Genomic DNA, 12,361 nt, shown 5'->3' with positions numbered 1-12,361 from the left:
AAGGAGTTAACAGACGCGTTATGAATAATTTAGCGGATGAAATACTTATGCAGCATTATATACAAGGCGATATGAATGCATTTAATGTGTTGTATATGCGCCATAAAAACAGTTTATACCGTTATTTTACGCGTCAATGTGCGTCTGTTGCTCTTGCTGAAGAATTATTTCAGCAAGTGTGGGTTAAGCTTATAAATGCGCGTCATCGCTATAAAGTAAGTAGTAAATTTAGCACTTACTTGTACCACATTGCCCATAACGAATTAGTTGATTATTACCGTCGTCAAAGCACCGAAAACAAAGTTATGCAAAGTTCGTCAGCGCAATTAATAGATCACGATGATACCGCTGAGCAAGATTTACTGACCCCCGATGATGTATTGCATCAACAACATAAAGTGCAGCAGCTAAAACAGTGCCTAGAGCAACTGCCGCGAGATCAAAAAGAAGCGTTTTTACTTAAACACGAAGCCAGCTTAACGTTAAGCGAAATAGGGCACTTGCTTAGCGAGCCAAATGAAGGAATAAAAAGCCGTATTCGTTATGCACTAAGTAAATTAAAGCATTGTTTAAGTAGCAAAATAGGAGGGAATGATGAGTAATAAATTTTCCGACCAAGATATAGTTTCGTTGTATCAGCAAGGTGCCACCGAGCAACCTAGCGCCAAACTTAACGAACATATACTCAATACAGCTAATGCAGCCGCTCATGTAAATAATATTACTACCATAAAAAAACGCCGTTTTTATCAAACCTGGTATGCTCAGCTCTCTACTGCGGCATCATTGGTATTGGTTGCTGTGTTATATGTGCAAAATACCGAGCAATATAATCAAGTTCCCTCAGATTTAAGCGTACCGAAAGATAGTGAAATAATGCAACATGAGGCTATAGAAGCAATACACGTTGCACCAAATGCTAAAGACGTGAAGGCGCATGCTGCTATGCAAAATAAAAAAGCGCAGCAAAGTAAAAGGCTGCAGTTTGAAGATCATGCATTAGCTACTTCCACAGCGCTAAATCACGGCGATAAAGAGCCGGAGATCACCGACTCAATTAAACAAAAACTGACACTAATAGATGAGTTAATTGCGCAAAATAAACAGGCAGAGGCAATTAAACAAATTAAAAAGCTACAAATAGAACAACCTGCATTAAACGCATATTTAACGAAGCGTTATTATGCGTTAATACCACAAGCTCAGTGGTAAAAACCCCGGCTAAACGGGGTTTTTAGTGATGCTAGAAAAATGCCGAAAATTGAATACTCGTTTCATCGCCTTCGTCATAATCGGTAAAGTTAGCAGTAAAAAAGAAGCGGCTGTTAATAAAGTACTTTGCCTCTAATTGTAAGTGCGAGTCTTGTATACCGGCACCTAAGGCAAATTGTGTATTAAAGTAGTAGTTTGCCAGTGCCGAAAATACATTGTCTTCGCCATTTTCATAGGCAGTGTCTAAGGTGAAGTAACGGCTATTGCCTAAGTGGGAAAAATAACGGCTAGACACTTGCCAATTATCTACGTGTTCGTCAATTTCAAAGCCAGCCCCGAAGTAATCGGTGTCGTTTATTTGGGTGTTATAATAACTAGAAAACCACAGTGTATTATTATCGTTTTCTACGCTTTCAAGGCGTACCGCAGCTTTTAAGTTATCGTTATAAACATAGCCAAAACCAAGGGTGTTGTTGTTAAAATTATCAGTATCAGAGACCTCTGCAAGTACAAACCAATTATTAATAAACCCCTCGCCATAAAACCCTGTCACTGACTCACTATCGATATTTTGGTAACTTATGGATACATTGCTGTCGGTATCTAAGTAGCCATAATCATCCCATACACCACTGTGTTGTTGATCAGCAAAAAAATAGCTCGATGTAGCCTGATACGCATTAATACTGTCGGGGGTTATTTTGCTATATTGAAGGGTGTTAAACCAACGCTTTGGTTCTGAGTTATCAACATTTGCAAGTACGTTGGTACTGCAACACAATAAAAGTAAGAGTAAAATAGAGCGCATTAAGTGTACCTTTTATTAAAACTCCTTATATTCTAGACTCGTTTCTACTTTTTGCTGCTAATTTAGAGACTTATTTGAGTTTAATGCCGTAATAATCGATTTTGCATTAAGAGGGTCGTTGGCAAAAATACCATCAATGCCCAAGCTAAGCATGCGCTCTATGTCTATTTTTTTATCAACAGTGTAGGCGTAAATCTTTAGTCCGCGTTGTTTTGCGTCATCACAAAAAGCTTTATTAACAAAGCTTTTATCTACATGAACACTGTAGGCATTTAAATCTTGAGCAAATTGAGCATAACTAAGAGGAATACACGACGTTAAAGCACCTATTTTTAGCCAAGGTAGGCGGTTTTTCATCCATGCTAGCTGGTGGTGATTAAACGACGAGAGTAATATGTTTTCAGGATTAATTATCCCTTTGGCAATATTACTCTCTAATAATAACGCTAAGTATTTAAGATCAAAGGTGTGTTTTAGCTCTAAATTAAGTAACGATTTATTACTGTTCCAATTTAGTAATTGCTGCAATGAGGGGATTTTTTGCCCGTTACCGGCATCGAGTAAAGCAAGCTCGTGCAGCGTGTAATCACGCACATTGCCACACCCATTGGTGGTTCTGTCTAGGCTCGAGTCGTGAATAATGACAAAGTCGTCTTTGGCACTTTGCACATCTACTTCAACCCCATCTATAGCCATCTCTAATGCAGATTGAATCGCACTTTGCGTGTTTTCGGCAAAATGGGCACTATCACCTCTATGAGCAAATACTTTCATTAATTCTCACTTATAGCAGGGCGTACACGTTTACGCCGTGTAATCGACCATGTTTCGTAAAACGCAGCACTGACAATTAAAGCACCGCCAATTAAGGTCATTATATTGGGTTTTTCGTGAAGAATTACAATAGCAAATAAAATGCCGTACAGCGGTTGTAAGCACGATATTAACCCCGCTGTTGCTGCCGATAAATGTTTTAAACTGGCGGCAAATAATGAATGTGGGGTGGCTGTAAATACTATTCCGGCGATTACAATTAACAACAAATCATCATTAGCAACCTCATATATGGGCACTTCAATAAATGCACATAACATTATAAAAGCTACCAAGGTTTGGTAAAGCATCGTTTGAGGGCCACTGTATTGGCTAAAGTAGCGCTTGTGGGCTATGTTTCTTAACGCATAAAACAAAGCCGAAATAATACCAAATACAATACCTTGCGTTGTACTGTTGGTTAAACTGGTACTGGGCATAATTAAGTAAATACCAAAAACAACCACCGCAGCGGTAATAATATCTTTAAGTTTAGGTTTACTGTTATGAAAAAATGGCTCAACAAGTACCGTAATCACTGGAAAACAAAACAGCGCAAGTATACCAATGGTAACACCAGCCATTTGCATGCCTGCAAAATAAGTCACCCAATGTAGTCCAACGGCGATACCGAGTATTAATGCAATAAAGTAATCTTTGGTATTATTTAATTTAATTGCCGTTTTTTGTAGTTTTAAAAAAAGAAAAAGAGCCATACCAGCAATGGCACATCGATACACCGTTATATCAATTGCACTTAAACCAATTAACTTGGCAAATAATGCCGTACCGCCAAAAAGTAATACTGCAATATGTAAATATATTAAGCTGTGTTGTTTAGCTTGCATTTCATACTCTAAAAATTAATTTTTTATATATTAACACTTCTTTTATGACGCAAAGTTGAAAGTTTTAGTGGCATATGACAAATGTCAGCAAAGTTAGTGACATTTTACACTCTTTATATCCTGAGGATTTGGCATAGTTAAGCTATTAACGAGGAGATAACGATGAACGTATTAATTTTCACGAGTTTATATATTAGCGAGTTAGCAACCAGATTAAGTCAAAACCTATTTATAAATGATTACTTTATACTCATAGGTTTTTTTATGTTATTTATTAATAAAATCATAGCTATAAATAAAAATAATAACTTAGAGGTATTAGCATGAGTACAAATAGCCGTTTTTCTCAGCAAGGCGATAAAGGGTTTTGGAAATATGGACATTTAATTTTTACCGGCTTTTATTTACTGCCGTTAATAATTAATGTTGATAGCTTTACTACTAAGCAAATTATTATCTCATTAGCTTTTTATATTGCGTTTATTCTTTTGTATTTAAAAGCAATAAATTGTCATAGTGCAGGCGTGACAAAACTATTTGTTGCGTTGTTACTTATATGTTTTAGCGCCACCTTTTACACCAGTGGTACGCCTACCTTATTTGGCTTTGTTGCGTATATCGCCGGTTATTCTTATAACTATCAGCAAAGAATTTATGCCGCAATTGCCATTGTTGTTACCGTTTTATTAAGCACGTACATAGGAGATATAGGAAAGATCCAATACTTTTTAAGTGTAGCCTTAATATTATGTGCCGCATTATTTAGCTATGGCATTGCCGCAAAAAGAGAAGATATTCATAAAAAGCGAGAGCAAGAAAGTGCCAGCCAATTAGAGCAGCTTGCCGCGATAGCTGAGCGTGAGCGCATAGCCCGAGACCTTCATGATATTTTAGGGCATTCGCTTTCATCTATAGCGTTAAAAGCAGAGTTGGCTAATAAATTAAATCAAGGTGAGCGGTATCAGCAAGCCAATAACGAAATTGCACAAGTGGCCGAACTGGCACGGCAGTTATTAAGTGATGTAAGAAATGCAGTCAGTGATTTAAAGCAGCTTAATTTAGTAAGCCAAATTGCACAGCTTAAACAGCGATTGCTAGAGCAAGCGTTTAATGTTGATTTTAATGTAGAGTTAGCCACTTTACCGGCAAAAGTAGAGGGCATCGCCGGGCTTATCATTAAAGAAGCGGTGACTAATTTATTACGCCATAGCAGCACTAAAAATTGTGAAATAAATATCATACAAACCATGCAGCAGTTAAATATAACCGTAATAGATAACGCACCATGTAGCTCGTTAAATAAAGGCAACGGTTTAAATGGCATTAAAGAGCGGGCAGAGCAACTTAATGGAAGTGCTATTTTTACATGTGGCGAACAATTTACGTTACAGGTGATACTGCCAATAACGACAAAGGATTTATCATGATCAAAATATTTTTAGTTGAAGATCAAGCGCTAGTTCGCGATGCGGTATCGGCGTTACTCAGTTTAGACTTTAATATTGACGTTATAGGCCAAGCCAGTAATGGCCAAGATGCATTTAAAGCAATAAACGATATGGCTGAAGATGCATTACCCGATATTATTTTAACCGATATCGAAATGCCCAATATGAACGGTATAGAGCTAAGCGAACTTATTGCAAAAAAATACCCCGCTATAAAAATGGTTATTATGACCACTTTTTCTCGAGCGGGTTATATTAGGCGTTCGTTAAATGCACAAGTAAAAGGTTTTATATTAAAAGAAGCCCCTAGTGATGAGCTTATTAATGCGCTTAAAAAAGTAATGCAAGGGCAGAAAGTTATTGACCCCGAGCTAGCCATTAATGCCCTTGACGATGCAGACCCTTTAACAAATAAAGAGCGAAAAGCACTTAAACTTGCCAGCGACGGCTTAAAAACCAGTGATATAGCAAAGCAGCTATTTTTAAGTGAAGGCACTGTACGTAATTATTTAAGTGACGCCATTGCTAAATTAAATGCCACTAATAGGGTTGATGCAGCACGTATTGCAAAACAAAAAGGGTGGCTGTAATATTTTTTATATAGCCGTATTTTAGTGATTTAAATACGGTTAAATACAGTTTATTAAAAGTTTAATCGCTTTTGCCTGTTTCATTATGCATATATGGGTTAAAATACCTACATAACCAACTAACAAGATAGTGAATGTCAAACCAAGATCCAAATCTCAGCCGAGAACAAGAAAAGTACGAAAACCCTGTCCCTAGCCGTGAGTTTATACTTACTCATATTAAAGAGCGTTCTAAACCAGCAAACTTCACACAGTTATGTGACGAATTAGCGGTTGACGATACAGAACGTCAAATTGCTTTTAAGCGTCGATTACGTGCAATGGAACGCGATGGCCAACTTTATTTTAACAAGTTTAAATGTTACGCCTTAATTGACGAAGCAGGATTAACGAAAGGTAAAGTGATTGGTCACAGAGATGGTTTTGGCTTTTTAGAAGTTGAAGGCGAAAGCAAAGATTGGTTTATTGCTAAGCACCAAATGAACATGGTGCTACATGGCGACATTGTGCTTGCTAAAGGTACTAAGCGTGGTTCTGGCTCAAAATGCGATGCGCGTATTATTAAAGTGCTTACTAACGAACGCGCGCCTATTGTTGGTCGCTACTTTGTTGAGCATGGCGTATCGGTTGTGGTCGCCGAAGACCCACGTATTACACAAGATATTATAATATTACCGGGTAACGAAAACGGCGCGCGTCATAATCAAATGGTGCAAGTTAAAATTACCCAAAATCCAAGCCGAAACATGAATGCGGTAGGTAAAATTACCGAAGTGTTGGGCGAGCATTTAGCGCCGGGCATGGAAATAGAAGTCGCATTGCGTAATCACGATATCCCGCACGTATGGCCTGAAGAAGTAGAACAACAAGTAGCTCATTTAGGCGAATTTGTTGACGAGGAAGCCAAACAAGGCCGTGTAGATTTACGCCACTTACCACTTGTAACTATCGATGGCGAAGACGCTCGCGATTTTGACGATGCGGTATATTGTGAACGTAAAAAGTCAGGTGGTTGGCGCTTATGGGTGGCCATTGCCGATGTATCGCATTACGTTGGCATGAACACCCCGTTAAACAAAGAAGCGATTGCGCGTGGTAACTCAGTGTACTTTCCTGAGCAGGTAATTCCTATGTTACCTAAAGTGCTATCTAACGGGCTATGTTCATTAAACCCAAAAGTAGATCGCTTATGTATGGTGGCCGAAATGACCATTTCTGCAGCCGGTAAGCTATCGGGTTATAAATTTTACGAAGCATTAATGAACTCGCACGCGCGTTTAACTTACACCAAAGTAAATGCCATTTTACAAGGTGATGAAAAACTACGCGAAGAATACACCGCCGTTGTTCCGCATTTAACTGACTTACAGCAAATGTATATGGCACTTAAATCTGCGCGTCAAATCCGTGGAGCGATTGAGTTTGAAACGCTCGAAACACGTTTTGTATTTAATGCGCATCGTAAAATAGAGTCGATTGTGCCGGTTATTCGTAACGATGCACATAAACTAATTGAAGAATGTATGATTTTAGCCAATGTATCGGCGGCTAAACTATTAGAAAAACACGAAGCGAGCGCACTGTACCGTGTGCACGATGAACCCGATCAAGAAAAGCTAGGCAATTTTACTCAATTTTTAGCTGAGCTTGGGATTCAAAGTACATTAAGTGACGAACCAACACCAAAAGAAATTACCCAAGTACTGGCCCGTTTAGGCGATCGCCCTGAGGCCGAGCTTATTCAAACCATGTTATTACGCTCGATGAAACAAGCGGTTTATCAGCCCGATAATATCGGTCACTTTGGTTTGGCGTTGCCTGCTTATGCACACTTTACTTCGCCTATTCGCCGTTACCCAGATTTAGTGGTGCATCGTGCAATTAAAGCCGTTATAAAAGCACAAGGGCAACAAACGTCGGGCGAGTATGCTTATACCGACGACGAAGTAGACCAATTAGGCGAGCAATGTTCTACCACAGAGCGCCGTGCTGATGATGCAACTCGTGAAGTGGCCGATTGGCTTAAATGTGAGTTTATGCAAGATCACGTTGGCGATCAGTTTAGTGGGGTTATTTCATCGGTCACTAACTTTGGTTTATTTATACGCCTAGACGACTTACAAATTGATGGCTTGATCCATGTTACTAATTTAGGTGAAGAATACTTCCATCATGATGGCGCTAAACATTGTTTAATTGGTGAACACAGCAATACTGTTTACCGCCTAGGCGATAAAGTAACGGTTAATGTTGCTTCGGTTAGTTTAGATGAGCGACGTATTAATTTAATGCTGCAAGGCGATGCACCACAAGATCGTTATGCCCGCAGACGCGCTGGGGCTAAAGGTAAATCAAGCCATGCACCGGCTAGTGTTCGCTCGCAATTAAAAGCAGGTAAAATTCCTGATGACAAAGCCAGTGGCGATAAAAAGCCAAAAGCGAAAAAAAAGCCGGCTAGTAAAAGCAAAACCAGTAAAAAATCAGTCAGTAGCGCAGATGCTGCGACAAAGAAAAAAACCAAAAAAAAGGCAGCTAAAAAGCCGAAAAGACCCGGTAAAAATGCCCGTAAACGTAATAGCTCAGGAGCAAACAATACGTGAGTAATGAATTAATATTTGGCTTTCACTCAATAGAAGCAATTTTAGCAAAAGAGCCAGAGCGTTTTTTAGAGATTTACGCGCTAAAAGGCCGTGATGATAAACGCTTAACCCCGATTATTAATGAAGCGCGTAAATTTGGTATTTCTGTACAGTTTATGCAGCGTAAAGCACTGGATAACAAAGCCAAAGACGAACAGCACCAAGGCATTATTGCCAACGTAAAAGCAGCGCCTACGTTTAATGAAAAAGATCTCGATGTGATCATTGAGCGTGAAGACACGCCGTTTTTATTAGTGCTTGATGGTATTACCGACCCACATAACTTAGGTGCCTGTTTGCGCAGCGCCGATGCTGCAGGGGTTCATGCCATAATAGTACCAAAAGATAAGTCGGCTAAACTTAATGGTACCGCTCGTAAAGTAGCATGTGGCGCGGCCGAAACCGTTCCGCTTATACAAGTGACAAACTTAGCGCGTACGCTGCGTGAAATAAAAGATGCGGGCGTATGGGTTGTAGGTACTGCTGGCGAAACAGATACCCATGTATTTGATGCTAACTTAACGGGGCCAATGGCGATTGTAATGGGCGCCGAAGGTGAAGGTATGCGTCGTTTAACCCGCGAACACTGTGATGTATTAGTAAAAATACCCATGGCAGGCTCGGTGTCTAGTTTAAATGTATCGGTAGCAACCGGTATTTGTTTGTTTGAAGTATTACGCCAACGCGGTGCTAATAGCTAAAACACACAGCATTAAAAAAAACCGAGATTGAGTTATCAATCTCGGTTTTTTTGTTTATTAATAGCCTAATCGTAACGCGATAAATTCGGCCAGCTTATCGACGGCATGCTCCGACTCGCCACCGTTTTTAATTAAACTAATACCAATGCGCCCTAAAGCGGGTAAATGTTTGCTATGAGTTTGAAAGTTTAACTCGCTTGGGACTGTGCTTTTAGCTAAAACGGTAATGCCTAAACCTTCTTTAATCGCTGCAATAAGGCCGGTTAAATCGGCGTTAGAATAGACAATACGGTATTTTATACCGGCTTTTTTTAACGCATCGGTGGCGCGACGACGATATATACAGCCATCGGGTGCAGTAACTAATGTCACAACCGAATTATTAGCTTGAGCTAAATTGCCAACCCAAACCAATTCATCTTGCATAAAAATAGGAAACTTATCTGAATCTAACTGCTCATTTAACGCGAGTATTAAATCAAATTGATCTTGTCGTGATGCCGATAGCAAGTGCTTACTAAGTCGGGATCTTACCTCTAAAGATACCTCGGGATATAACGCGACAAAGTCGCCAATAATAGCTGGAAGAATACGTGCAGCAAACTCGCTAGGGATCCCTAATCGAACTTTACCGGTTATGCTTTCTGTGGTGAATTGCTGCAAAATAGAATCGTTATACTGCATCATTTGCTTAGCTAAAGGCAGCAAGAGTTCGCCATATTGGTTTAATACTTGGCGCTGACCCTGTTTTTTAAAAAGTTTATAGCCAAGCAGTTCTTCTAAACGCTTAATTTGTAAACTCACCGCTGGCTGAGATAAACCCAGTATATCGCCAGCTTTAGCAAAACCGGCCACTTCAACTACCGTGATAAAGGTTCGTAGGCTGTCGGTAGAAATATTTTTCATATTAATAATTACTATTTATGCGCCAATATATATAAGTATTATTTATCAATTGATAAATAATTACAATTTGTTGTTGTTAGCCGCTAGCAATATACTTTTGTTATCAAAAATTTTAAGGTTACCACCATGACTTTTAATCCAATTATGTTTGCCCATCACAGCAACGTGCAAAGCGCTGTTGTAAATGCATTACACAATAATAACGACGACATTATATTGGATTTTAGTGGCAGCGAAGCCTCATTATTTTTAAGCACTATTTTAGGCCACGATTTAGCCAAACTAACCGCAAGCGGATTTGGTTTTAAAGGCACTTTAGATGGTGATTACCAATCTTTATATAGCTATTGTGTGTATTACTTTAGCGACACTGCCTACCGCTTTATTTTAAAACAAGCTGCATGTCATCAATTACAAGCATTAATGAACGAACAACAACTACGATTTGATATAGATTATGTAGTGCGTAGCGATTTAACAACCTTAACATTAAGCGGTAATAATGCATTTAACACCTTAGTAGATGCATTTAAATTAACACCAGGCATTCGTTTATCAAACGATAAGCTATGTTATGGCGCACAAAGTGGAGAAGTCTTTGTTACTGCTTTTGCGCACAATAACGAACAGCAATTTTTATTAGCTGCTAAAGCCGACGACTTACAAAAATGGCAACAATATCTACAAAATAAAGGATTTGATTTAATTCAAAACCACGCCGCTTAAGTGGCAATTAAATAATTAAGGCCTCGCCCTTATTGGGCAAATTAACTACGTGAAGGAATGTTATGACTGCTAAAACTGTACTACATGCTAAGCACCTTGAAGCGGGCGCTAAAATGGTTGATTTTCATGGCTGGGAAATGCCAATTAACTACGGATCGCAAATAGAAGAGCATAACGCGGTGCGCACCGATGCGGGTATGTTCGATGTATCGCACATGACTATTGTTGATATTAAAGGCGAGCAAGCTAAAGCATTTTTACGTAAATTAGTCGCCAACGACGTTGCTAAATTAACTCAGCCTGGTAAAGCGCTGTACACCGGTATGCTTAACGAGCAAGGCGGCGTAATCGATGATTTAATTATTTACTTTTTTAGCGAAACATTTTATCGCCTAGTGGTTAACTCGGCCACTCGCGAAAAAGACTTAGCGCATTTAGCCACTGTATCGAGTGAGTTTGACGTAACCGTTACCGAACGCCCAGAATTTGCAATGATTGCAGTGCAAGGCCCTAACGCAAAAGCAAAAACCGCAACATTATTAAATGCAGAACAACAAGAAGCTGTTGCAGGCATGAAGCCATTTTTTGGTGTGCAAGTGGGTGATTTATTTATTGCGACAACAGGTTATACTGGCGAAGACGGTTACGAAATTGTGGTCCCTAACGAGCAGGCAGCCAACTTATGGCAGCAGCTATTAGATGCAGGTGTTGCACCTGCCGGTTTAGGTGCTCGTGATACATTACGTTTAGAAGCAGGTATGAACCTTTATGGTTTAGACATGGACGAAAGCGTATCGCCACTGGCAGCTAACATGGCATGGACCATTGCGTGGGAACCTGAAGATCGTAATTTTATTGGCCGGGATGTATTAGTAAAACAACGCGCCGATAAAAGCACCGACAAACTTGTTGGCCTAGTGCTAGAAGAAAAAGGGGTACTACGTAGTGGCTCTAAAGTGATTGTTGAGGGCGGCGAAGGGGTTATTACCTCAGGTACTTTCTCACCGACACTTGGTTTTAGTGTTGCACTTGCGCGTGTACCTCGTAGCGTTGGCGAAACAGCACAAGTAGAAATGCGCAAAAAATTAGTAAACGTTAAAGTAGTAAAACCTAGCTTTGTACGTAACGGTAAATCGGTACTTTAAGTATTAATTATAAAAACCAAAGGAACAAAATAATGAGCAATATCCCTAGTGATTTTAAATACGCCTCTTCACATGAGTGGGTTCGCAACGAAGGTGACGGCACCTTTACTGTTGGTATTTCTGAGCACGCACAAGAACTTCTTGGCGATATGGTCTTTGTTGAATTACCTGAAGTAGGCGACGAAGTAGAAGCGGGCGAAGACTGTGCAGTTGCTGAATCTGTTAAAGCAGCGTCAGACATTTATGCACCGATTGGTGGCGAAGTTGTAGCCATTAACGAAGAGCTAGAAGATGCGCCAGAAACAGTAAATAACGACGTTTACGGCGATGGCTGGTTATTCCGCATTAAAGCTGCTGATGAAACAGAGCTTGAAAACCTACTTAGCGCAGAAGATTACGCTAACACAATCGACGACGAGTAATCGTAAATCGATATTAAAAAGCCCTATTTATGCAAATGGGGCTTTTATGATTTTACAGCGTGTTTCCATACCAAACCATTGTAAAGTCTTACTCTTTTAAGTT

Annotated in this window: 13 protein-coding genes; 9 read left to right on the top strand and 4 right to left on the bottom strand. The window is 39.6% G+C overall.

The features are described 5' to 3' along the window. Nucleotides 1-20 precede the first annotated feature (20 nt). The gene (locus tag J8L70_RS02525) at nucleotides 21-602 is read left to right on the top strand and encodes a sigma-70 family RNA polymerase sigma factor (protein ID WP_211053896.1); all 582 of its coding nucleotides are present in this window, start codon (nucleotides 21-23) and stop codon (nucleotides 600-602) included. Beyond that, nucleotides 595-1,212, top strand: a complete 618-nt coding sequence (locus J8L70_RS02520) for a hypothetical protein (protein WP_211053895.1) — start codon at nucleotides 595-597, stop codon at nucleotides 1,210-1,212. Before J8L70_RS02525 ends, J8L70_RS02520 begins: the two co-directional genes overlap by 8 nt. 31 nt (nucleotides 1,213-1,243) lie before the next feature. Here J8L70_RS02520 and J8L70_RS02515 read toward each other — a convergent pair whose 3' ends face one another. Genes J8L70_RS02515 through J8L70_RS02505 form a run of 3 tightly spaced genes read right to left on the bottom strand, consistent with a single transcriptional unit; the run spans nucleotide 1,244 to nucleotide 3,681 of the window. After that, the gene (locus tag J8L70_RS02515) at nucleotides 1,244-2,020 is read right to left on the bottom strand and encodes a putative porin (RefSeq protein ID WP_211053894.1); all 777 of its coding nucleotides are present in this window, start codon (nucleotides 2,018-2,020) and stop codon (nucleotides 1,244-1,246) included. Between the two features lie 57 nt (nucleotides 2,021-2,077). Next, a complete protein-coding gene (locus J8L70_RS02510) occupies nucleotides 2,078-2,794 on the bottom strand; it encodes a glycerophosphodiester phosphodiesterase family protein (RefSeq protein ID WP_211053893.1) in 717 nt (238 codons plus the stop codon). Then, nucleotides 2,794-3,681 carry a DMT family transporter gene (locus J8L70_RS02505; protein ID WP_211053892.1) on the bottom strand — a complete coding sequence of 296 codons (888 nt, stop codon included), beginning with the start codon at nucleotides 3,679-3,681 and terminating at the stop codon, nucleotides 2,794-2,796. The genes J8L70_RS02510 and J8L70_RS02505 overlap by 1 nt, the downstream gene beginning before the upstream one ends. A 323-nt stretch (nucleotides 3,682-4,004) precedes the next feature. On the opposite strand from J8L70_RS02505, the gene J8L70_RS02500 reads away from it, so the two are divergent. The 4 genes from J8L70_RS02500 (at nucleotide 4,005) to rlmB (ending at nucleotide 9,059) form a co-directional block, all read left to right on the top strand. Further along, complete coding sequence (locus tag J8L70_RS02500) at nucleotides 4,005-5,108, top strand: sensor histidine kinase (protein WP_211053891.1); 1,104 nt, start codon at nucleotides 4,005-4,007, stop codon at nucleotides 5,106-5,108. Then, nucleotides 5,105-5,719, top strand: coding sequence for a response regulator transcription factor (locus tag J8L70_RS02495; protein ID WP_211053890.1), 615 nt, complete (start codon nucleotides 5,105-5,107; stop codon nucleotides 5,717-5,719). Before J8L70_RS02500 ends, J8L70_RS02495 begins: the two co-directional genes overlap by 4 nt. A 134-nt stretch (nucleotides 5,720-5,853) precedes the next feature. Continuing rightward, complete coding sequence (gene rnr, locus J8L70_RS02490; RefSeq protein ID WP_211053889.1) at nucleotides 5,854-8,319, top strand: ribonuclease R; 2,466 nt, start codon at nucleotides 5,854-5,856, stop codon at nucleotides 8,317-8,319. After that, nucleotides 8,316-9,059 (top strand): 23S rRNA (guanosine(2251)-2'-O)-methyltransferase RlmB, encoded by a 744-nt coding sequence (gene rlmB, locus J8L70_RS02485; protein ID WP_211053888.1) that lies wholly within the window; start codon nucleotides 8,316-8,318, stop codon nucleotides 9,057-9,059. The genes rnr and rlmB overlap by 4 nt, the downstream gene beginning before the upstream one ends. Nucleotides 9,060-9,116: 57 nt before the next feature. Here the strand turns inward: rlmB and J8L70_RS02480 are convergent, their stop codons facing one another. Then, complete coding sequence (locus J8L70_RS02480) at nucleotides 9,117-9,965, bottom strand: LysR family transcriptional regulator (RefSeq protein ID WP_211053887.1); 849 nt, start codon at nucleotides 9,963-9,965, stop codon at nucleotides 9,117-9,119. A gap of 126 nt (nucleotides 9,966-10,091) precedes the next feature. Here J8L70_RS02480 and J8L70_RS02475 point away from each other — a divergent pair, with 126 nt between their 5' ends. The 3 genes from J8L70_RS02475 (at nucleotide 10,092) to gcvH (ending at nucleotide 12,258) form a co-directional block, all read left to right on the top strand. Beyond that, on the top strand, nucleotides 10,092-10,691 hold the full coding sequence (locus tag J8L70_RS02475; RefSeq protein ID WP_211053886.1) for a hypothetical protein: 600 nt from the start codon (nucleotides 10,092-10,094) through the stop codon (nucleotides 10,689-10,691). Between the two features lie 62 nt (nucleotides 10,692-10,753). Continuing rightward, complete coding sequence (gcvT, locus tag J8L70_RS02470; RefSeq protein WP_211053885.1) at nucleotides 10,754-11,836, top strand: glycine cleavage system aminomethyltransferase GcvT; 1,083 nt, start codon at nucleotides 10,754-10,756, stop codon at nucleotides 11,834-11,836. A gap of 32 nt (nucleotides 11,837-11,868) precedes the next feature. Next, the gene (gcvH, locus tag J8L70_RS02465; protein ID WP_211053884.1) at nucleotides 11,869-12,258 is read left to right on the top strand and encodes a glycine cleavage system protein GcvH; all 390 of its coding nucleotides are present in this window, start codon (nucleotides 11,869-11,871) and stop codon (nucleotides 12,256-12,258) included. The last annotated feature ends 103 nt before the right edge of the window (nucleotides 12,259-12,361 follow it).

This window comes from Pseudoalteromonas sp. MMG010, assembly GCF_018100905.1.
Lineage (GTDB): Bacteria > Pseudomonadota > Gammaproteobacteria > Enterobacterales > Alteromonadaceae > Pseudoalteromonas.
This window is presented reverse-complemented; position numbering and strand designations above follow the sequence as displayed.